This is a genomic window from Streptomyces sp. NPDC058751 (genome assembly GCF_042746485.1).
Lineage (GTDB): Bacteria > Actinomycetota > Actinomycetes > Streptomycetales > Streptomycetaceae > Streptomyces.
Window position 1 is genome coordinate 166,825 of record NZ_JBHYPZ010000007.1, and the last position, 22,320, is coordinate 189,144.

The 22,320-nt window shown below is 72.5% G+C and carries 15 protein-coding genes; 7 read left to right on the forward strand and 8 right to left on the reverse strand.

The window, feature by feature from the left end:
- The first annotated feature begins 26 nt into the window (after positions 1–26).
- A complete protein-coding gene (locus ACFW6B_RS09650; protein WP_386593826.1) occupies positions 27–1,409 on the forward strand; it encodes a glycine--tRNA ligase in 1,383 nt (460 codons plus the stop codon).
- On the opposite strand, the gene ACFW6B_RS09655 is transcribed toward ACFW6B_RS09650, so the two are convergent.
- The 5 genes from ACFW6B_RS09655 to ACFW6B_RS09675 form a co-directional block, all read right to left on the reverse strand.
- A complete protein-coding gene (locus tag ACFW6B_RS09655) occupies positions 1,379–2,083 on the reverse strand; it encodes a Fic family protein (protein ID WP_386593828.1) in 705 nt (234 codons plus the stop codon). The genes ACFW6B_RS09650 and ACFW6B_RS09655 overlap by 31 nt on opposite strands.
- Positions 2,067–2,786, reverse strand: coding sequence for a hypothetical protein (locus tag ACFW6B_RS09660; protein ID WP_386593830.1), 720 nt, complete (start codon positions 2,784–2,786; stop codon positions 2,067–2,069). The genes ACFW6B_RS09655 and ACFW6B_RS09660 overlap by 17 nt, the downstream gene beginning before the upstream one ends.
- 171 nt (positions 2,787–2,957) lie before the next feature.
- Positions 2,958–3,164, reverse strand: coding sequence for a hypothetical protein (locus tag ACFW6B_RS09665; protein WP_386593832.1), 207 nt, complete (start codon positions 3,162–3,164; stop codon positions 2,958–2,960).
- 148 nt (positions 3,165–3,312) lie between these two features.
- Entirely contained in the window at positions 3,313–4,587 is a 1,275-nt protein-coding gene (locus ACFW6B_RS09670; RefSeq protein ID WP_386593919.1) for a M14 family zinc carboxypeptidase, read from the reverse strand.
- Between the two features lie 454 nt (positions 4,588–5,041).
- Positions 5,042–6,472: an MFS transporter gene (locus tag ACFW6B_RS09675; protein WP_386593834.1), complete on the reverse strand. Its 1,431-nt coding sequence runs from the start codon at positions 6,470–6,472 to the stop codon at positions 5,042–5,044.
- Positions 6,473–6,573: 101 nt separating this feature from the next.
- Between ACFW6B_RS09675 and ACFW6B_RS09680 the strand changes: the two genes are divergently transcribed.
- Entirely contained in the window at positions 6,574–7,554 is a 981-nt protein-coding gene (locus ACFW6B_RS09680) for a helix-turn-helix transcriptional regulator (RefSeq protein WP_386593836.1), read from the forward strand.
- Positions 7,555–7,576: 22 nt separating this feature from the next.
- Here ACFW6B_RS09680 and ACFW6B_RS09685 read toward each other — a convergent pair whose 3' ends face one another.
- A complete protein-coding gene (locus tag ACFW6B_RS09685; protein ID WP_386593838.1) occupies positions 7,577–9,040 on the reverse strand; it encodes an MFS transporter in 1,464 nt (487 codons plus the stop codon).
- 96 nt (positions 9,041–9,136) lie between these two features.
- Here ACFW6B_RS09685 and dusB point away from each other — a divergent pair, with 96 nt between their 5' ends.
- Positions 9,137–10,291 carry a tRNA dihydrouridine synthase DusB gene (gene dusB / locus ACFW6B_RS09690; RefSeq protein ID WP_386593840.1) on the forward strand — a complete coding sequence of 385 codons (1,155 nt, stop codon included), beginning with the start codon at positions 9,137–9,139 and terminating at the stop codon, positions 10,289–10,291.
- A gap of 138 nt (positions 10,292–10,429) precedes the next feature.
- Here the strand turns inward: dusB and ACFW6B_RS09695 are convergent, their stop codons facing one another.
- Together ACFW6B_RS09695 and ACFW6B_RS09700 are read right to left on the reverse strand one after the other, a co-directional pair.
- Complete coding sequence (locus ACFW6B_RS09695) at positions 10,430–12,367, reverse strand: glycogen debranching N-terminal domain-containing protein (RefSeq protein WP_386593842.1); 1,938 nt, start codon at positions 12,365–12,367, stop codon at positions 10,430–10,432.
- Positions 12,364–13,986, reverse strand: a complete 1,623-nt coding sequence (locus tag ACFW6B_RS09700) for a hypothetical protein (RefSeq protein WP_386593844.1) — start codon at positions 13,984–13,986, stop codon at positions 12,364–12,366. The genes ACFW6B_RS09695 and ACFW6B_RS09700 overlap by 4 nt, the downstream gene beginning before the upstream one ends.
- A 119-nt stretch (positions 13,987–14,105) precedes the next feature.
- Between ACFW6B_RS09700 and ACFW6B_RS09705 the strand changes: the two genes are divergently transcribed.
- From ACFW6B_RS09705 to ACFW6B_RS09720, 4 genes are all read left to right on the forward strand, one after another.
- Positions 14,106–15,332, forward strand: coding sequence for an ROK family protein (locus ACFW6B_RS09705; RefSeq protein WP_386593845.1), 1,227 nt, complete (start codon positions 14,106–14,108; stop codon positions 15,330–15,332).
- Between the two features lie 483 nt (positions 15,333–15,815).
- Positions 15,816–18,557, forward strand: coding sequence for a pyruvate, phosphate dikinase (gene ppdK, locus ACFW6B_RS09710; RefSeq protein WP_386593847.1), 2,742 nt, complete (start codon positions 15,816–15,818; stop codon positions 18,555–18,557).
- A gap of 264 nt (positions 18,558–18,821) precedes the next feature.
- Complete coding sequence (locus ACFW6B_RS09715) at positions 18,822–20,282, forward strand: hypothetical protein (RefSeq protein ID WP_386593849.1); 1,461 nt, start codon at positions 18,822–18,824, stop codon at positions 20,280–20,282.
- A gap of 298 nt (positions 20,283–20,580) precedes the next feature.
- Complete coding sequence (locus ACFW6B_RS09720; protein ID WP_386593850.1) at positions 20,581–22,260, forward strand: LCP family protein; 1,680 nt, start codon at positions 20,581–20,583, stop codon at positions 22,258–22,260.
- The last annotated feature ends 60 nt before the right edge of the window (positions 22,261–22,320 follow it).

Sequence of the window (22,320 nt, forward strand, 5' to 3'; positions counted from 1 at the left end):
CGTCCGTTCGTAATGAAGAGAGCACCGTGGCCGCCGACAAGATCGAGACCATCGTCAGCCTGAGCAAGCGCCGTGGCTTCGTTTTCCCCTGTAGTGAGATCTACGGCGGACAGCGCGCCGCCTGGGACTACGGTCCCCTCGGCGTCGAACTCAAGGAGAACCTGAAGCGCCAGTGGTGGCGCTACATGGTCACGTCGCGCGAGGACGTGGTCGGCCTCGACTCGTCCGTGATCCTGGCCCCCGAGGTGTGGGTCGCCTCCGGTCACGTCGCCACGTTCACGGACCCGCTGACCGAGTGCACCTCGTGCCACAAGCGCTTCCGCGCCGACCACCTGGAAGAGGCCTACGAGGCCAAGCACGGCCGCCTGCCGGAGAACGGCCTGGCCGACCTGAACTGCCCGCACTGCGGCAACAAGGGCACCTTCACCGAGCCCAAGCAGTTCTCGGGCCTGCTCTCCACCCACCTCGGCCCGACCCAGGACAGCGGCTCGGTCGCCTACCTGCGTCCCGAGACCGCCCAGGGCATCTTCACCAACTTCGCCCAGGTGCACACCACCGCGCGCAAGAAGCCGCCGTTCGGCATCGCCCAGATGGGCAAGTCCTTCCGCAACGAGATCACGCCCGGCAACTTCATCTTCCGCACCCGCGAGTTCGAGCAGATGGAGATGGAGTTCTTCGTCAAGCCGGGCGAGGACGAGCAGTGGCAGGAGTACTGGATGCAGCAGCGCTGGAACTGGTACACCGGCCTCGGCATGCGCGAGGAGAACATGCGGTGGTACGAGCACCCGAAGGAGAAGCTCTCCCACTACTCCAAGCGCACCGCCGACATCGAGTACCGCTTCCAGTTCGGCGGCAACGAGTGGGGTGAGCTGGAGGGCGTCGCCAACCGCACCGACTACGACCTCAACGCGCACTCCAAGGCCTCCGGCCAGGACCTCGTCTACTACGACCAGGAGGCCCAGGAGCGCTGGACCCCCTACGTCATCGAGCCCGCCGCCGGTGTCGGCCGCGCCATGCTCGCCTTCCTCCTCGACGCCTACGTCGAGGACGAGGCCCCGAACGCCAAGGGCAAGATGGAGAAGCGCACGGTGCTGCGCCTCGACCACCGCCTCGCCCCGGTGAAGGCCGCGGTCCTGCCGCTGTCCCGCAACGCGGACCTGTCCCCGAAGGCCAAGGGCCTCGCCGCGGCGCTGCGCCAGCACTGGAACATCGAGTTCGACGACGCCGGCGCCATCGGCCGCCGCTACCGCCGTCAGGACGAGATCGGCACGCCGTTCTGCGTCACCGTCGACTTCGACACCCTCGACGACAACGCCGTCACGGTGCGCGAGCGCGACTCGATGAAGCAGGAGCGCGTCTCGCTCGACCAGATCGAGGGCTACCTGGCCGCCCGTCTCGTCGGCTGCTGACCCACGCGCGCACGAAGCCCCCGGTTCCCGAACAGGGAGCCGGGGGCTTCGCGCCGCTCCGGGCCGTGGTGCCGGCGGTCGAGCACGCCGACGAGGACGGCCAGGTCGGCGGCGCCCTCGGGATCGTCGGCGTAGCGCGTCGTCTGGAGCGGGCCGACCTCCGGGAGCACGACGCCCTCGCGGGCCAGGACGTGCACGAGGGTCAGCAGGGCCGCACGGGCGTTGCCGTCGGCGAAGGGATGGAAGAACGCCACGTCGAGATACGCGCGCGCCGCACGGCCCGCGAGCGGCACGTCCGGGTCGGCCGCCTCGCGCAGACAGGTGGCGAAGTCGTCCCGGGTCCGCGCGGTCAGGCCGTAGCGCTCGCGTCCGCCCTTCGCGTGGGCGTCCCCCGTGCGGAACGGCGCGTCCGGCACCCCGAGGACCTCGCGCTGCCAGCCGGCCAGCAGGGCGAAGTCCAGGGGAGCGCGCCGCCCGGCGTCGGCGAGGGCCCGGTCGTGGGCGCGCAGCAGGCGCTCGGCGCGGACGGGGTCGCGCCGGTGGACCGGTCCCGCGCACCAGGCCCGGAAACCGTCGCGCCCGGACGGTCCCCGCCGCAGGGCCGGAGCCCCCTGCCAGTCGGCCTCGCGGCGCACCCGCAGCCAGACCGCGAGGCTGTCAGCGGCGGTTGTCATGGAAGTCCTCCAGATCGGCCCGCTCACGGTGGTCCCGGTAGGGGAGGTGGCCGGTGAGCTCGACGGCGATGTGCTCCCCGACCGAGTCGATCAGCGAGGGCGTGGGGGTCACCCAGCTCTCGAACCGGCCGCCGATCGCGGCCTCCACCAGCCGTCCGGCCTCCTCCTGGTCCATCCCGGTGCTGGTGAGGAACCAGCGCAGGAGCCGGCCTGACTGCCCGGGCCAGGAGTCCGTGCCCGAGTCCACCGCCACGGTCACCAGCCGTACGCAGGCCCGTTCCAGGTGCCAGCTCCGGTCCTCGGGGGAGGCGTCCGGCGGCGGCGCCAGTTCCGCGAAGCGTCCGGCGAGCCATTCCAGCGCCTTCCGCCAGTTCAGCAGCGCGGCCGACGCGCGGGCCGCCGTCTCGTCGGGCGTCGTGACGGCGTAGTGGCCGCCCCAGCAGTCGACGTGCCCGCCGAACCCGAGGTCCCACCGCCACGCGAAGGCCCAACTGCCGTAGCGCTCCCGGATGACGGCGTCCACCTGGTTCTCGCACCACCGCTCGCACTGCCACCAGCCCGCCGACCTGGAGAGCACGGGTGGCACCCACGGGCGGATCAGCGCCAGGAGCCGGGTCTCCTCCTCCTCGTCCCAGACGAAGGGGTGCCGGGCCGGATCGAGGCTGTTCCAGTCCAGCGTGGCCTCGAAGGAGACGCGGGGCACGAGGTTGTCGGGGAAGGGCAGGGTGTCTCGGTTGTACGTCAGCGCCGGGCTCGTCTCTTCTCGTTCGCGGCAAAGCCCTCAGTCTGGTTCCGGCGGGCGGGATCCGGCGAACGGTTTTCCGGGGCCCGTTCTTCGCACGCGACCCCTAAGTCCCCGATAGGGCCAAGTACTTCAGGACTCCTTCGGGTCGACCGTCGCCTGGTGCTCCTCGGCCAGGTGCTCCTCCGCCTTCAGCCAGGGGAGGAACTGGGTGCTCATGCGCCAGCCGCACGTCTCGCAGTGGACGGTGCGCTGGACCCCCGCCCGTCGCACGTGGACGGTGTGCTCGCGGCCGTGCCGGTCCCGGCGGCTCACCTTGCTCGTGTTGAGCTGAACCATGACACCTCCTGGTTCTCCCGCTTCGTCCGCGCAGCGAGGAGTGTGCGGCGCAGCAAGGGGCGTGCAGCAAGGAGTGTGCAGCATGGCGAAGATCAACGGGGCTTCTTCGGCGGTGAGTTCGGCGCGTGCGGCACGGGTGCGGTCGCCGTCAGGACGGGGCGAGGTGGCCCTCGGCGGCCTCGACGGCGGCCGTGGTGACGTTGACCTGGTGTTCTATCTGCCGGTCCACCGGTACCCAGGTCGCCGTGAAACTCGCCGAGTACGCGGCGCACCAGCGCGCCACGAGGGCTTCCAGCTCGGCGCGCTGGGACGCGGTCCCCGGGGCGGGCGCGTACTCCTCCAGGAGGCGCAGCAGCATGGCGGCCGCCCGTAGCGGGGTCCGCCGGGCGAAGCCCTCGATGCTGGCCGTGCGGGCGCGGGTGAGACCGGGGAGCGGGGTGAACGAGGGGTGCGCGGGGTCCCAGCCGTCGGCCAACGGCCCGCACACGCGCAGGGTTTCGGCCACCGCCCTGCGCATGCTGAAGCCGGGGTCGGGGCCGGGGGCCGGGAGGTGGGGGCGGGCCCGTTCGTAGTGGCCGCGGACCGTGCGGGTGTACTCCCGCAGCCGTTCCGCCCAGTGCCGCAGCCGTTGTTCGGGAGCGGGGTGGGGCGCGAGGTCGGCGAACCCGGCGGCGGCCCAGACCGGCACTTCCAGGACCGCGGTGACGCCGCCGTGGGCGTGCGGGGCGAGCCAGGTGGAGCGGTGGGCGTTCTCCGGGAAGGCGGTGGGGCGTTCGGGCGCTCCGGGCGGCGGCAGGACGAAGACGCCGGGCGCGCTCGTGGGCCAGTGCAGGGCGTCCAGCGGGGCCCTCTCGACCGGGATGCCGAGCCGTTCGGCGGAGGCGGCGAGGGTCCGGTCGAGGCCGGGGACGTCCCGGGTGAGCTGGGCGAAGGTGCCGCCGATGTCCGTGCCGTGCAGGGAGATCTGGATGTAGGGCCGAAGCCGGTGGATGACGTCGAGCAGTGCGCGGCTCTCCGGCAGGAACCGCGGGCGGGGAAGGGCGGGCGCCCATTCGGGCTGTTCGTCGGCGGTGGGGCGGAAGAAGGACCGGTAGTGGCCGAAGAGGGTGTCGGCCCGGTGCCCGCCGTCGTTGAGGCTCGCTCCGTCCGGGTCGAGGCACAGCACCAGGTGCCATACGGTGCCGGGCCGTTCGCCGCCCAGTGCCCGGTGGGCCAGCGCCACGAGGGTGCCCCCGCCGACGTATTCGTTGGGGTGGGCGCCCGCGACCACGAGGGCGTGCCGTGACCCCTTCCCGACGCTCAGCATCCGCAGCGGGAGGCCGCGCCGGGAGTGGCCGATCGTGCTCAGCCGGCACAGGCCGGGATACCGGGCGGTCAGGGCCTCGGCGGTGCGGGTGACGTCGGCGGGTGTGGGATAGCTCAGTGTCCGGAACCGCTGTCGTCCCGGATCTCTCCCCGGTCCAGCGCGCGGATCTTGATCTCGGCCACGGAGTCTCCTCGGATCGCGGGTCGTGGATCGCGGGTCGGCCGGACGGGACGCGCCGGGCCATCGCCGGGCACGCTCCGTTCGACTTCGGTTCGACTCAGTACGACATGACGCACCACTGGTGTCAACAGCCCCTGGGGGGAAGGCGGCAGGCTCATGGCCAGGGCATATGCCGGTGACCATCGGCCGGCACCGGCGCGGACGAGTCCGGCGGGGCCCGGGGGACCGGCCCCGACCCGGTGCGAGCCCGGTGGGACCGGCCGGGGGCGGATCGGCGCTCACCGGTGAGCACCGGCGCGGGCCGGTCCGGCGCGGGCCGGTCCGGCTGGGCCCAGCCCGGCTCGGGACGGGGCCGCCGGTGAGCACGGGTGAAGGCCCGAGGCCCGTGGCCTCAGCGGACCGTGCGCGGCAGCCGCAGGCTCAGCGCGGTGGTCAGGGCCACGCCGGCCAACTGGACCAGGAGGGTCGTCACCAGGGCGTCCCGCATGCCGTGGGACGAGGCGAGGGACAGGAACAGGGTGCCGAGGGTGGCCACCCCGACGGCGAGCGCCGCCTGCTGGGTGGTGGCCATCACGCCGCTGCCCACACCGGCCCGGGCGGGCGGCACCTCGGAGAGGACGATCCGGATGAGGACGGGGAGCTGGAGCGCCTGGCCCGCGCCGGCGACGGCCGCTCCGGGCAGCAGTTCCACCACCCCGAGGTCCGGCCAGGAGCGCCAGGCGGCCAGCGTGATCAGGGCCAGGCCCACCGCCTGGACCAGTCCGCCCGCGGTGACCACCCGCGTCCCGAAGCGGGCGATCAGCCGGGGCCCGCACAGCGAGGTGACGAAGAAGACCACCGCCATGGGCGCGAGGGCCAGCCCCGCCGGGACGGGGCCGAGGCCCGCGCCGCGCTGGAGCGCCACCGCGATCACGAACATGAAGCCGCTGAAGCCGATGGAGAACGGCACGATCATGATCAGGCCCCGGCGCAGCGAGGCCAGTTCGAACAGGCTCGGCGGGACCAGAGGGGTGCGGCCGGCGCGGTCCGCGCGGCGTTCGACCAGGTAGAAGGCGGTGGCCGCGAGCGGGAACAGGGCGAGCGACACCCAGGTCCACAGGGGCCAGCCCGCCGCCCGGCCCTCGGTGAGCGGGGCGAGCAGGGCCAGCAGGGCGACGGCGAGCAGGACCGTGCCGGGGGCGTCGACGGGCTCCGGGCGCTGCGAGCGGGTCTCGGGGACGACCCGGCGGGCCAGGAACAGGCCGAGGACGACGACGGGCACGTTCACGAGGAACACCGAGCGCCAGCCGGTGCCCGCGATGTCGGCCGCGACCAGCAGGCCGCCGAGGACCTGCCCGGCCACCATGGACAGCCCGGCCGTGGCGCCGTACAGGCCCATCGCCCTGGCGCGGCGGGACCCGGAGGTCGCCGACTGGATGGTGGCGAGGACCTGCGGCAGCATCGCCGCGGAGGCCGCGCCCTGGGCGACCCGCGCCGCCACCAGGGTCCACGCGGTGGGCGCGAGGCCGCAGGCGAGCGAGGTCAGGCCGAAGGCCGCCATGCCGCCGAGGAAGAGCCGCCGGCGCCCGAACAGGTCGCCGAGGCGTCCGCCGAGGACGAGCAGGACGGCGTACGCGACCCCGTAGCCGGCGACGACGAGTTCGAGGACGGACTCGCTCGCGTGCAGGTCCTGCCCGATGGTCGGAAGGGCCACGTTGACGATGAAGAAGTCGATCAGGGGCAGTGCCGCGCCGAGCAGCACCGTGAAGAGTCCGAGGCCGCCGAGGGAGGGTGGCGCGGCGGGGGCGCGGACGGTGGTCGTGAGGGTTCCGGTTTCGGTCACGCCCTCAAGGATTCTCCCGGCCCGAGACTGGTACCAGAGTCTTCTTATCCTGGTACAAGCACTACCTGGAAACAGGCTGAGGCGGACGACAGGCTGGAGGCATGACGACGATGACACGGGAGACACCCCTCGCCCCGGGGCCACGGGAGACACCCCTCGCCCCGGCGTCGTGGGAGACGCCCCCGGCCCCGGAACGGGGGGAGTCCCGGGCGGGTGAGATCCGGCGGCACGAGCTGGCCGCCTTCCTGCGCAGCCGCCGTGAACGCATCGCGCCCGAGCAGGTCGGGCTTCCCCGAGGCCGTCGGCGCCGCACGCCGGGTCTGCGCCGCGAGGAGGTCGCGCAGCTCTCCGCCGTGGGGGTCACGTGGTACACGTGGTTGGAGCAGGCGCGTGACATCCAGGTCTCCGAACAGGTCCTCGACGCGCTGGCCCGCACCCTGCTGCTCGACGCCAGTGAGCGGGCCCACCTCTTCCAGCTCGCCGGAGCGGTCGACCCCACGCCCGCCGCGCGGTGCGCGGTGATCCCCCCGGCGCTGCGCCAGATCCTGACCCAGTTGGAGCCGGTTCCGGCCTGCATCCAGAACAGCCGGTACGACATCCTGGCGTACAACCGCACCTACGCCCGGCTGATGATGCGCGACCTCGGCACGGTCCCGCCCGCCGACCGCAACTGCGTGCTCCTCGCCTACACCCACCCGGAGTGGCGCGAGTCCATCGTCCTGCTCGACGAGACCATGCGGCTGATGGCCGCGAGGCTGCGCGCGTCGATGGCCGGGCACCTCGGGGAGCCCGCCTGGAAGACGCTGCTGAAACGGCTGCGGGCCGAGTCGGCCGAGTTCCGCGAGAACTGGGACCGCTACGAGGTGGCCGCCGCCCGGGGCAAGACCAAGCAGTTCGTGAACCCGTACGTCGGTCTCGTCACCGTCGACCACACCGACCTGTGGCTCGCCCCCGAGCTGGGCGCCCGCATGGTGACGTACGCGCCCCACGACGAGGAGAGCCGCGCCCGGCTGGAGAGGCTGCACGCCATCGCCCTGGAGGCCGAGGCCGAGGCGGAGGCCGGGGGCCGGGAACAAGGGTGAGGCCGGTCCCGCCGCCGTTCCCTCAGGCGGCGGAGGCGTCCTGGGCGCGTACGCCCGCCGCCTCCCGGATCTCCGGGGACTCCAGCAGACGGGCCGTGCGCTCCGCCGACGCCCGGGCCCGGCGGCCGCTGCCGAGCCAGCCGAGGACGAGGACGGCGGCACCGCAGACGGTGATGATCCACCAGCCGGGGCGGGAGGCCGCGACGAAGGCGTCCCGGTAGGCGGAGGCGTGGATGCCGGAGGCGAGGACCGCGCCGATGACGGCGACCCCGAGGGTGCCGCCGGTCTGCCGGCTGGTGGAGGCGACGGCGGCGGCGACGCCCGCCTGCGCGCGGGGCATGCCGGAGACGGCGGTGTTGGTGAGGGGCGCGTTCACGAAGCCGAAGCCGATGCCGAAGAAGACGTAGCCGATCACGAGCGTGACGTTCGACGTCTCCGCCTCGAACGCCGCGAACAGCGCACCGCTCACGGTGATCGTGGCACCGGCGATCAGCAGCGACGGCCGGGGACCGTGATTGGCGACCAGGCGTCCCGACACGGGCGCGCAGACGAAGCACATGGCCGCCATGGGCAGCATCCACAGCCCCGCGTGCAGGGCGTCCAGACCCCGCACGTTCTGCAGGTACAGCGTCGACAGGAACAGGAAACCGCTGAGGGCGGCGAACGCGCTCACCGCGATGACGGTGGCCATGCTGAACGGCACCGAGCGGAAGAAGCGCAGGTCGATGAGGGGTTCGTCGCGCCGGGGCTCGTACCACAGCAGGCCGAGCAGCGCGGCGAGGGCGATCGCGCCGAAGGACAGGGTGTGGGCGAGCCCCGAGGTGGGCGCCTCGATGATCGCGTACGTCAGGGAGCCGAGCAGGGCGATGACGAGGAGCTGGCCGACCGGGTCGGGGCGGCGGGCCTTCGGGGCGCGGGACTCGGGGACGAAGCGCAGGGTCAGCAGGAGCGCGGCGAGGCCGACGGGGAGGTTGATCCAGAAGATGGACCGCCAGCCCACGGTGTCGACGAGCAGTCCGCCCACCAGCGGTCCGGCGGCCATGGAGATGCCGACCACGGCACCCCAGACGCCGATCGCCCGGGCCCGCTCGCGCGGGTCCGTGAAGGTGTTGGTGATGATCGACATCGCCACCGGGTTCAGCATCGAGCCGCCGACGGCCTGGACCATCCGGAAGACGACGAGGGTGTCGAGGTCCGGGGCGAGGGAGCAGAGCACCGAGCCGACGGTGAACAGGACCAGGCCCGTCATGAACACCCTGCGCCGTCCGACGCGGTCGGCGGTGGAGCCCGCGAGCATCAGCAGGGAGGCCAGCACCAGGGTGTACGCGTCGAGGGTCCACTGCATGCCCGCGACGCTCGCGTGCAGGTCCTGCTGCATCGAGGGCAGGGCGACGTTCAGGATCGTGACGTCGAGGCTCACGATCAGCAGGCTCATGCAGCAGATCGCGAGCACCAGCATCCGGCGGCGGGGGCCGAGCTCAGTCATGCCGCCAGCGTACGTCGCTTTCAATAGTGTGTCTAACTAATGACCGCTACATGATCTTTCGCGCGAGCATCCGGCCCCGTGCGCCACAATGGGGGAATGCCCACGCCCACGTCCACCGTGAACACCTCGCTCTCGATCGGCCCCCACACGGCGCGGCCGCCCGTCGTCCTGGCCCCCATGGCCGGGATCACGAACGCGCCGTTCCGCACGCTGTGCCGGGAGTTCAGCGGGGGCAAGGGCCTGTTCGTCAGCGAGATGATCACCACGCGGGCGCTGGTCGAGCGCAACGAGAAGACCATGCAGCTCATCCACTTCGACGCGACCGAGAAGCCGCGCTCGATCCAGCTCTACGGGGTCGACCCGGCCACCGTCGGCAAGGCCGTCCGCATGATCGCGGAAGAGGGCCTCGCCGACCACATCGACCTCAACTTCGGCTGCCCGGTCCCCAAGGTCACCCGCAAGGGAGGCGGCTCCGCCCTCCCGTACAAGCGCAACCTGCTGCGGGCGATCCTGAACGAGGCCGTCAGCGGCGCCGGGGACCTCCCCGTCACCATGAAGATGCGCAAGGGCATCGACGACGACCACATCACCTACCTGGACGCGGGACGGATCGCGGTCGAGGAGGGCGTGACGGCCATCGCGCTGCACGGCCGCACCGCCGCCCAGCACTACGGCGGCACCGCCGACTGGGACGCCATCGCCCGGCTCAAGGAGCACGTGCCGGAGATCCCCGTCCTCGGCAACGGCGACATCTGGTCGGCGGACGACGCGCTCAGGATGGTGCGCGAGACCGGGTGCGACGGCGTCGTCGTCGGGCGCGGCTGCCTCGGCCGGCCGTGGCTGTTCGGCGACCTGGTGGCCGCCTTCGAGGGCCGCCCCGAGGACTACGCGCGGCCGACGCTGCGCGAGGTCGCGGCCGTCATGGTCCGCCACGCCACGCTCCTCGGCGAGTGGATCGGCGACGAGACGCGGGGCGTCATCGACTTCCGCAAGCACGTCGCCTGGTACCTCAAGGGCTTCTCGGTCGGCTCCGAGATGCGCAAGCGGCTCGCGATCACCTCCTCGCTCGCCGAACTCTCCGACGGGCTGGCCGAGCTGGACCAGGACCAGCCCTGGCCGACGGGCGCCGACGGGCCGCGCGGCCGCACCTCCGGCAACAACCGGGTCGTGCTGCCGGACGGCTGGCTGAAGGACCCCTACGACTGCGCGGGCGTGTCCGAGGACGCCGAACTGGACACCTCCGGCGGCTGACCCGGGCACCGCCTGAACCTGAGGGCGCCCCGGACCACCTCCTGCGGGCGACCCGCCGGCCGTCCGGCACGCGCGCCGCCCACGCGCGCGCCGGACGACCCGGGCGCCGCCCCCACGCCGCCCGGTTCCGGGGTGGTCCTACGCCCCGCCCACCGCCGCGAGCAGGGCCAGCGGGGCCGCCGCCGAACGGGACTCCCGTACGCACGCGTGCGGGTAGGGCACCGGCTGGGCATGGGTGTCACGGCCGTACCCCGCGATGACCTCGGGGAGGCGGTGCCCCGCGGCCGTGGCCGCGTCCACCAGCGCGTGCGCCACCGTACGGGCCTCGTCGTGCAGTCCGTACCGCGCCAGCCCCAGGGTGATCAGGGCGTTGTCGTGCGGCCAGACGGAACCGCGGTGGTACGACATCGGGTGGTACGCGGGCTGGCCCGCGGCGAGCGTGCGCACACCCCAGCCGGAGAAGAAGTCCGGTTCGAGGAGCCGCCGGCCGACCAGTTCGCCGTACTCCTTGTCCAGCAGCCCGGACCACAGCAGATGACCCGCGTCCGAGGCGAGCGCGTCGACGTGCCGGCCGTCACCGTCCAGTGCCAGGGCGGGGAAGGCGTGTTCGCCCATCCAGAAGTCCCGCTGGAAACGGTCGCGCAGGTCGGCCGCGGCCTGCTCCAGGAGCGCCGCGTAGACCTCGTCCTCCCAGACCGTGCGGGCCAGGTGCGCGGTGCGGCGCAGCGCGTCGTACGCGTATCCCTGCGCGCCCGCCGCCATCACCGGGCCGGTGGGGCGGCTGCCGTCGGCCGAACAGATGGCGCCCGGGGAGTCCTTCCAGTTCTGGTTCGCGAGACCGCCGCCGTCCGCGCGGTAGACGAGGTAGCCGCGCGAGGTCAGCCCGCCGTGGTCCAGCATCCAGCCGATCGCCGCACGCGCGTTGGGCTCCAGCCGACGGGCCAGGGCCACGTCCCCGGTCTGCTCGGTGTAGGCGCCGAGCAGCACCAGGAAGAGCGGCGTCGCGTCCACCGAACCGTAGTAACGCCCGTACGGCACCTGCCCGAAGTGCGCCAGCTCGCCGTGCCGCACCTCGTGCACGATCTTGCCGGGCTGGGCGACCGCGCCCGCCCCCACCTCGACCGCCTGCGTGGCGGCCAGCGCGGGGAGCGTGGCGGCGGCGAGCTGCGGCCGGTAGGGCAGCGCGAAGAGCGAGGTGATCAGGGCGTCGCGGCCCAGCAGGGTGAGGAACCAGGGGACTCCGGCCGCGGGCACCCGCAGCTCCTCGCCGTCCAGGCCCGTCGCCGGCACCTGGAGGACGGCCAGATCGGCCAGGCCGCGCGCACAGGCCGCGGCCAGCTCCGGCCAGCCGGTCGGGAACGGCACGTCCTGCGCGAACTCGTCCTCCAGGGCGAGGAGCCGCTCACCGGCCGCGGCGGGCGAGGCGGGAACGCGCGGCTCGTGCGCGGAGCCGTGCGGACGCGCCGCGACGCGCAGCGCCAGCTCCGCCGAGCCGTGCGGTTCGAGGTCGAGGGTCCACACGAGCCGCCGCGCGCCCGTGCCCGTCTCCTCCACCCCGTCCGGCGCGGGCTCGGAGGTGACCGTCGTACGGGACCGCCACTCCCCGCGCCGGTAGCTGAACTCCACCCCGTCGTCCAGGACCTGCCGCTGGCGGACGACACCCGTCTTGGCGTACGTGCGGTGGTCGGAGCGCAGTTCGAACTGGTCGGTGAAGTCGGCGTCCGCGGTGACCGCGATCCGGACCGTGGTGGCCGTCGGACGGTTGCTGGTGACGCGCAGCGCCTCCACGAACGAGCCCTCGGCGACGGCCTGTTCGCGGAAGAGCGTGTAGGCGGGCGGTTCGTTGCGGCCGCCGCGCGGCACCAGGACGCAGCGCGCCGTGTCGCCGGCCGCGACGGGTGTCAGTGCCTCGGGCACCGCGCCGTCCACCGTGAGCTGCCAGCGGCTGAGGTGCCGGGCGTCCCGTACGAACAGCCCGTCCGGAGAGCTGTTGCCCCGCACCCCGCTGATGTCCCCGCCGTCGCCCACGGCGGCGAACGTCCCACCGTGCACGAGCAGATGATGCCGGTCCGTCATCCCCGGTCCCCTCCCTTGGCGTCCGTTCCGAACTCGAATGCGCGCTGTCCCGCACCGCCGGTGCCGGCGTCGGCGCCGGGTGCCGTGTCGGTCAACGCATCGCGCCCCTGCGGGGACACGATCGGTGCCGCCCCGGAGGGCTCGTGCAGCAGGTCGAGCGTCAGCGCCGCCGTCCAGCTGAAACCGAGCGCTCCGCAGGCCTCGCCGGTGAAGGGGTCCACGTACTCCGCGAACCCGGACCTCCCGGCGGTGTCCAGCAGGGCGGCCCGCAGCGCGTCCGCCCGTCCGTGCTCCCCGTGCAGCCGCAGCCCGCGCTCCAGCAGCCAGTTGGTGTTGAACCAGGCGGGCCCCCGCCAGTAGCGGTGCGGATCGAACGCCTCGCCGGTCAGGTCGTAGCTCGGCACGAGCCGGGCCGCCCCGCCCAGGCCGAAGCGCGGCCCGCACGCGGTCCGTACGAGCGCGGCGGCGATGTCGCGCGGCAGCGCGGGCAGGACGAGCGGCAGCAGCCCGGCGACACTGCGCTCGCGGATCAGCGCACCCCGCCGCCCGCCGTTCCCGCTTCCTCCGGCCCCGCCGCCCCGCTCGTCGCGGCAGAGGAACATGCCCTCCGCCGGGTCCCACAGCCGCTCCACCAGCGCCGCCGTCAGCCGCTCCGCGCGCGCGTGGCGGGCCGTTCCCGTCGCCCCCAGCTCCCGCGCGATCTGGGCCAGCGCGTGTTCCGAGGCGATCAGCAGGGCGTTGAACAGCGGGTCCTCGACGGCGAACTCGCCGCCCCCGTCGGCGTACCCCCGGTCCCGGTAGTCCGCGGCCAGCCGCACGTACCTCCCGTAGTCGAGGTCCGTCGGCCGGTCCTCGGGGGCGCCGTGGTCGAGGTCGGCGCGCCGGAAGGAGCGGGCCGGCGCCGGGGCGACCCGGCCGAGCGGGGCGTCCCAGCAGGGACTGTTGTCCATGCCCTGCTCCCAGGGGTGGACCACACTGGCCAGGCCTCCGCCGCCCAGGTCCCGGCGGTGCAGGAGATAGCGGTGCCAGGCCGCCAGACGGGGATACATCCGGGAGAGGAACGAGCGGGCCCTGGACAGCCCCGGGTCCGCCCGGTGCACCAGCCACACCGCGAGCGCGTGCACCGGTGGCTGCACGATTCCCGACGTCTGTACCGTGCGCGGGGCACCCGCGGCGCGTCCGGCGGTGGAGGAGCGCCAGAAGTCGGGGCTCGGGAAGTACGCGTCGAGGGGGACGGAGGGGTTGAACACGATGTGCGGAACGCGCCCGTCGGCCCACTGCGCGCCGAAGAGGGTCTCCAGCTCCGTCTGCGCCCGCAGCGGGGAGACGTGGCGCAGGCCGATCGCGATGAACGCGGAGTCCCAGGACCACTGGTGCGGGTACAGACCGCGCGAGGGCACCGTGGACGTGCCGGTCCAGTTGTCGTCGAGGACCCGGGAGGCCCTGAGGTGCAGCGATCCTGACGGTTCGCCGGGTTCGTATACGAGTGGTCCGCTCCGGACGGTCCCGTCCGGGCGGGGCGGCGAGGGCGGCCCGGAGGCGTGCGCCGGAGTGCCGCAGGTGCGCACGGGGCCGACGGGTCCCCTGTGCAGGGTGGTGAGCTGGGTCGTGCTGTCCACTCAGGTCTCCCCGAAGACGTCCGGCCGGCCGGTTCGGCACTATCTGCCGTAGGGTTACGTCTATTTAACACGCAAAACTCAATATGTAATGCAGAGTTGGGGAACGCAAGAGGGTGCGCATGACGGAAAGGCGGGGAGTGACCGTGAAGACCGGGAACCAGGCAAGCGCGGGAGAACTGCTCGAACTGGTGCGCAGCGGCCGGGCCACCACGCGCGGAGCGCTCCAGCGGGCCACCGGTCTGTCGCGCGCCACGGTCGGCCAGCGTCTGGACCGGCTGTTCCGCGCGGGCTGGCTGCGCGAGGGCGCGGGCGGTCCCGTCGACTCGCCGCTCGGCGGACGCCCCTCCATCACCCTGGAGTTCGACGACGAGCACGCCGTCGTCCTCGCCGCCGACCTCGACACCCGCCACGCCCGCGCCGCCGTCCTCACCCTGACGGGCGAGATCCTCGCCGAGCACGCGGGCCCGCTGGTGATCGACGACGGCCCGGAGGCGGTCCTCGGGGAGCTCGGGCGCTGGTTCGCCGAACTGGTCGTGAAGTCCGGCCGGAGCGCCGACGCCGTCTGCGGCATCGGGCTCGCGGTGCCGGGTCCCGTCGACAGCGAGACCGGCCGCGTGGTCCAGCCGCCGATCATGCCGGGCTGGGACGGCTACGACATACGGGGCCGGCTGGGCCGGGCCTTCGCCGAGCACGCGGGCGCGGGCGCCGCCCGCGTCCCCGTCCTCGTCGACAACGACGCCAACCTCATGGCGTACGGGGAGCGGCGCGCCGGCTATCCGGACTGTTCGGCGTTCGCCCTGGTCAAGGTCTCCACCGGTATCGGCGCGGGGATGGTCGTCGGCGGCAGCGTCTACCGGGGTGTCGACGGCGGCGCCGGGGACATCGGGCACATCCGGGTGGGCGCCGACGCGCTGTGCCGGTGCGGCTCGTACGGCTGTCTGGCGGCCGTCGCCAGTGGCGGCGCGGTGGCCCGCAGGCTCGCGGAGTCGGGGGTCCCGGCCGCGTCCGGCTCGGACGTGCGCGAGCTGCTGGCGGCCGGGCACCCCGAGGCGACGGCGCTCGCGCGGGAGGCGGGCCGGCGGGTCGGGGACGTCCTGGCCACCGTGGTGACCCTGCTCAACCCGGGCGTGCTGATGATCGCCGGGGATCTGGCCGGGACCCCCTTCCTCACGGGCGTCCGCGAGCTGCTGTACCAGAGGGCGCTGCCCCGTTCCACCGCCCACCTGGACGTGGTGACCTCCCGTCTCGGCGAGCGGGCCGGGCTCGTGGGCGCGGGCGCGCTGGTCGTGGAGCACCTGTACGCCCCGGAGCGGGCGGAGGAGCGGCTGGCGGCCCTCGGGGTGTGAGGGGTCCGTGGTGAGGCGTCCGTGGTGAGGCGTCCGTGTGGGGCATCCGTGTGAGACATCCGTGTGTCGTGCCCGTATCTCCGTGTGTCGTGCCCGGATCCAGGTCCGCATGGTGAAATCTGGCCCCTCCCGGCGGCGTGATTCTCGCCACCCTTGATAAGGGTTGCGCTCAGATGAGCGGATCTTGGGCGGTTGCACTTCCCTAAGGGGTGGCACTCAGTGCCACCCGCTGATCGTTCATCGATTAAACTCAGACGTGTTGAACAGTGCTCATTTGAGCGTATGGAGCGTTCTGTGTGCCGCGATGCGTTCAAGAAGTGAAAACATCGGCACCCGAGGGCTTGCCAACCCTTGACTTTGGATCTGGTGGCGGACGGGTGGTTACAGGCACATGACGCGCAAGTGGACGTACCCAGGTGCCTTCGATCTGGGTATGTTCCCCGTCGTCAGGGCAGCCACCGCGACGTCGAGGAGTCGAGACTCGTGTCGGAAAACAAAGATCCCCACGTAGCCGAAAGCGGCGTTGGTGGAGCGAAGTTCGTTTATGACTTCACCGAGGGCAACAGGGACCTCAAGGACCTGCTCGGGGGCAAGGGTGCCAACCTCGCCGAAATGACCAACCTGGGTCTCCCCGTCCCGCCCGGTTTCACCATCACCACCGAGGCGTGCAAGACCTACCTCGACAGTGGCGAGGAGCCGGCGGCACTGCGTGACGAGGTGAGTGCGCACCTCGAGGCCCTCGAGGCCAAGATGGGCAAGAAGCTCGGCCAGGCCGACGACCCCCTGCTCGTCTCCGTCCGTTCCGGCGCCAAGTTCTCCATGCCCGGCATGATGGACACCGTCCTGAACATCGGACTCTCCGACAAGTCCGTCCTCGGGCTCTCCAAGCAGTCGGGCGACGACCGCTTCGCGTGGGACTCCTACCGCCGTCTGATCCAGATGTTCGGCAAGACGGTCCTCGGCGTGGACGGCGAGCTCTTCGAGGAGGCCCTGGACGCGGCGAAGGACCTCAAGAAGGTCACCGTCGACACGGACCTGGAGGCGGCCGACCTCAAGAAGCTCGTCACCAAGTTCAAGAGGATCGTCAAGGCCGAGGCCGGCCGGGACTTCCCGCAGGACCCGCGCGAGCAGATGGACCTCGCCATCAAGGCGGTCTTCGACTCCTGGAACGGCGACCGGGCGAAGCTGTACCGCCGCCAGGAGCGCATCCCGCACGACCTCGGCACGGCCGTCAACGTCTGCTCGATGGTCTTCGGCAACCTCGGCCCCGACTCCGGCACCGGCGTCGCCTTCACCCGCGACCCCGCCTCCGGCCACCAGGGCGTCTACGGCGACTACCTCCAGAACGCCCAGGGCGAGGACGTCGTCGCCGGCATCCGCAACACGGTCCCGCTCGCGGAGCTGGAGTCGATCGACAAGAAGTCGTACGACCAGCTCATGGGGATCATGGAGACCCTGGAGAACCACTACAAGGATCTCTGCGACATCGAGTTCACCATCGAGCGCGGCCAGCTCTGGATGCTCCAGACGCGCGTCGGCAAGCGCACGGCGGGCGCGGCCTTCCGCATCGCCACGCAGCTCGTGGACCAGGGCCTGATCGACGAGGCCGAGGCGCTCCAGCGCGTCACTGGCGCCCAGCTCGCCCAGCTGATGTTCCCCCGCTTCGACGAGAAGGCGAAGGTCGAGCAGGTCGGCCGCGGCATCGCGGCCTCCCCGGGCGCCGCGGTCGGCAAGGCGGTCTTCGACTCCTACACCGCCGTGAAGTGGTCCCGCTCCGGCGAGAAGGTCATCCTCGTCCGCCGTGAGACCAACCCCGACGACCTCGACGGCATGATCGCGGCCGAGGGCATCCTCACCTCGCGCGGCGGCAAGACCTCCCACGCGGCCGTCGTCGCGCGCGGCATGGGCAAGACCTGCGTCTGCGGCGCCGAGGAGCTGGAGGTCGACACCAAGCGCCGCCGGATGACGGTACCGGGCGGTCACGTCGTCGAGGAGGGCGACCTGATCTCCATCGACGGCTCCTCCGGCAAGGTCTACCTGGGCGAGGTCCCGGTGGTCCCCTCCCCGGTCGTGGAGTACTTCGAGGGCCGCATGCACGCCGGCGCCGACGACGCCGACGAGCTGGTCGAGGCCGTCCACCGGATCATGGCCTTCGCCGACCGCAAGCGCAGCCTGCGCGTACGCGCCAACGCCGACAACGCCGAGGACGCGCTGCGCGCCCGCCGGTTCGGTGCCCAGGGCATCGGCCTGTGCCGCACCGAGCACATGTTCCTCGGCGACCGGCGCGAGCTGGTCGAGCGGCTGATCCTCGCCGACACCGAGGAGGAGCGCGAGGAGTCCCTGCGGGCGCTGCTGCCACTGCAGAAGAAGGACTTCGTGGAGCTGTTCTCCGCGATGGACGGCCTGCCCGTCACCGTCCGGCTGCTCGACCCGCCGCTGCACGAGTTCCTGCCCGACATCACCGAGCTGTCGGTGCGGGTCGCCCTCGCCGAGTCCCGCCAGGAGCCGCACGAGAACGACCTGCGTCTGCTCCAGGCCGTGCACCGGCTGCACGAGCAGAACCCGATGCTGGGTCTGCGCGGCGTACGCCTCGGCCTGGTCATCCCCGGCCTGTTCACCATGCAGGTCCGCGCGATCGCCGAGGCGGCCGCCGAACGCAAGGGCGCCAAGGGCGACCCGCGCGCGGAGATCATGATCCCGCTCGTCGGCACCGTCCAGGAGCTGGAGTTCGTCCGCGAGGAGGCCGACCAGGTCATCGCCGAGGTCGAGGCCGCCACCGGCACCGAGCTCAAGCTGTCGATCGGCACGATGATCGAGCTGCCGCGCGCCGCGGTGACCGCGGGCCAGATCGCCGAGGCCGCCGAGTTCTTCTCCTTCGGCACCAACGACCTGACCCAGACGGTGTGGGGCTTCTCCCGCGACGACGTGGAGGCCTCGTTCTTCACGGCGTACCTGGAGAAGGGCATCTTCGGCGTCAGCCCGTTCGAGACCATCGACAAGGACGGCGTCGGCGCGCTGGTCGCCGCCGCGGCGAAGGCGGGCCGCGAGACCCGTCCCGACATCAAGCTCGGCGTCTGCGGCGAGCACGGCGGCGACCCGGAGTCGGTCCACTTCTTCCACGAGGTGGGACTCGACTACGTCTCCTGCTCCCCGTTCCGCATCCCGGTCGCCCGCCTGGAAGCGGGCCGCGCGGCCTCCAGCTCGAAGGGCAGCGACCACCGCTAGCCCGGACGGCGACAAGACCCCGGAGCCGCCGTCCGTCCCCGACCCTCAACACCGATGGGCGGCGGCTCCGGCCCACGAGGAAGGGCGACACCCTGTGCGGGGGTGTCGCCCTTTCGGGCATGAGGCGATGAGAATCGCGGCATCGTGCCCGGCAGCGCGGACACCTGAGCCCGGTCGGCCGCAACCATTTCCGCACCTCGCGGGTCACTCCTGTGCAGCACGGCAGGCCGGGACCCTCCCGGTGTACGGGAAGGTCCGGGGCGGATGGCACGAAGATCATGGGTGCGCGCGGTCGCGACAGCGGCGGCGGGCGCGCTGGCGCTGATGGCGGGGCTGTTCGGCACGGGTCCGGCCCGCGCCGACGCGGCGGACGGCGCACGAGGGATGACGGTCAAGTTCGTCGAGCACGAGCTCTTCATCGGGTCGGAGCCGCCGAACGCGTTCGTGGCCTATCGGTGGAAGGTGGCCGGCGAGGGCGCGGTACACCACGTCCATCTGACCGTCGACCTGTCCGGAGTGGCCGACTTCGCCGAGCCGGCACCGTCGGAGCACTGCGACGGCAACCTCTGCACGCTGGACCTGGCGTCCGCCACCTCGGACTACCACGCCATCACGCTGGTGCCGAAGCCCGGTGCGACCATCGGCAGCAGCGGCACCATGACCGTCTCCGGCACGGCGTCGGACGCCACCGTCACGGGTGACCACGTCACCCTGACCAACGGCAGGACGGACCTGAATGTGAGCGCGTTCGCCGATGAGTCGGACCACGTGCCGGGCGACATGCTGACCTTTCCGCTCAACGTGTGGAACACCGGGCAACTCCCGGCGGCCAAGGGGGTGCGGCTGCGGATCGACACCACCGCCGGGCTGCACCTCCAGGGCTCCTGGGCCAACTGCCGCGACGTGTCCGCGAGCGGCCGCGGGGGGCACATCGTGCACGAGACCCTGTGCGACTTCCCCACCCCGGTGGAGCCCGGCCGACGGTACGCGTTGTCGTCGCCGCTGCGGGTCGAGGTCGGCGACGAGGCACTGCACGACAAGATCATCTACGCGTTCACCCCGCTGGCCGACGCCGCCCCGGCGAACGGCCCCGGGACCCCGCTGACCCTGGTCCCCGACGGCGCGACGCCGTCCGACGGGAACCACGAGCCGTCCTTCACCACCTACGTCGACAGCGTCAACCACGCCGACTTCGCCGTCACCGGGGACACCGTCACCGGGCGGCCCGGCGGTCACGCCACGCTGCACGTCACGGTGGTCGACCGGGGGCCGGCGGTGGTGCAGGACCTCCTCGACGACGACGTCGCCCTCTCGGTCACCGTCAAGCTGCCGCCCGGCACGAAGGCCACGAAGATCCCGGACTACTGCCACGTGCCGGGCACGGACGGGTCCTACCGCGGCCCCCGGTTGGGCTGGACCACCTACGAGTGCGACTTCCGCGACCCCGCCCCGGGAGACAGACACGCCCTGTCGTTCACCGTCGCCATCGGCCCCCGTACCCCGGCCGTCTCCACGGGCCAGGTCCAGACACAGGAGTTCTTCGAGGGGTTCGACCCCGACGCCTCCAACGACAGCGCGGCGCTGACCCTGCGGCTGGAGCAGGGCGGGTCCGGACCGCTGGCCGACATCGGATTCGGCGGCTGGACCGCCTGGGCGGCCGGCGCGCTGTTGCTGGCCGGTGGTGCGGCCGTAGCGCTCTCCCGACGGTTCCGCGGCGGGAACTGACACGTCGTCCGGGGGGGGCCGGAGAGGCCCCCGGACGGGTCAGGGGATCGGTCTTGCACCCTGTGGCGTTCGCGGCCCGGGAGATGTGCCGGGAGGCGCGGCCCTCGTGGGGCAGGGGTGGGCCGGCGGGAGGAGCGGGCCCCGGGTGTGGGCCCGCTGAACGCCTCGGTTCCCCCATGTTCCTTGCGTGGCAGGGCTGTTGCGTGTCGCCCGGACGCAACCATCCGTCGCGTTCGAATGTCTGAACGGGTGCCCGAACAGGAGCCCGTGAGGGGCGGCACAGCGCAGACGGAGGACCGTGGACACGCGAGGCGGCAGGAACATCGACCGCGAGGACCCGCGGGTCCGCGACTCGGAGACCGGTGACCGCCGGCCGCGGACGGGAGCCGGTGACGCGCCGGCCGCCACGGTGCCGGCGCAGGGCGGGAGGCGCGCGCGTCGCGAGGGGGAGCGGCGGCCCGTCCCGGGACCGGGCGAGGGCACGCGCCGCCACGGCGCGGCGAGGTCCCGGAGGGCCGGGCGGTCCACGAAGCGGAAGGTCCTCACGTGGACCGCGGGGACGCTGGGTTTCGTGCTGCTGGCGGGCGGCGTCGGGGGCTACCTGCTGTACCGGCACCTCAACGGCAACATCAGCACGGTGGACGTAGGCACGGCGGGCAGCAGGAACGCGACCAGCAAGGACGCGGTGAACATCCTGGTCATCGGCACCGACAGCCGCATAGGTCTGGGCGGGAAGTACGGGGACGCCGGGAGCGTGGGCCACGCCGACACCACGATCCTCTTCCACGTGGCGAAGGACCGGTCGAACGCGACGGCGGTGAGCATTCCGCGCGACATGGTCACCGGCATCCCGGACTGCCCGACCAAGCAGAAGGACGGCTCCACCAGGACGATCAAGGGGACGCCCGAGGCGACGTACAGCCCGCGCTTCAACGAGAGCCTCGGGCAGGCGGGCCGCGACCCGGGCTGCACCATGCGGACCGTCACCGCGCTCACCGGCCTGCCGGTCGACCACTTCATCCTGGTCAACTTCGAGGCCGTGAAGACCCTCTCCACGGCCGTCGGAGGCGTACCGATCTGCCTCACCCACGACATCGACGACACGGACGAGCGGGGTCAGGGCTCCCATCTGCGCCTGGCCACCGGCCCGCACACGGTCCAGGGCGAACAGGCCCTGCAGTTCGTCAGGACCCGTCACTCGCTGAAGAACGGCAGCGACCTGGACCGCATCGACCTGCAGAAGCAGTTCCTGGGTTCGATGATCCGGCAGATGAAGTCCGGCCACACCCTCACCGATCCCAGGAAGCTCTACAAACTGGCGAACGCGGCCACCAAGTCGCTCACGGTCGACACCGGCATCGGCGGTGTCGACAAGCTCACCGCCCTCGCCAAGGACCTCAACCGGGTCGATCCCGAGCACATCACCTTCACGACGCTGCCGGTCGTCGACAACCCGGCCGAGGGGAAGAACCACAGGACCGTCGTGGTCGACGAGACCAGGGCGCCCGCGCTCTTCAGGGCGCTCAAGAACGACGTGTCGCTGACCGAGGTCGCGAAGAAGCCGACGGCCTCCGACGCCAAGCTCAAGGGCCCCAAGGCGGACCCGTCACAGGTGCGGGTCACCGTCTACAACGGCGGCGGCCCCCAGGGCTCGGCGCAGACCACCCTCCAGTGGCTGCAGAACACCAAGGGCGTCCCCCGCTCCACCAACGGCGGCAACGCCCCAGGGGGGCAGCAGGACCGTACGGCCCTGGCCTACGCTCCCGACCAGGCCGACCAGGCCCGGGCCCTCGCCGCGATGATGGGCCTGTCCGCCTCGGCGCTCCACCCCGGCACGGACGGCTCACGGGCCGGCACCGACATGACCCTCACCCTCGGACGCGACTTCAAGGGCCCCGGAGCGCCCCTCACCGGCCGGTCCGAGCCCCCGGCCGACATCCCGCGGGCGCAGGCCGACAAGAACGAGTGCGTCGGCTGACGAGAACGAGTGCGTCGGCCGACGAGGGCCTGCCGCGCGGCACGGGACCGGAGGAGCACG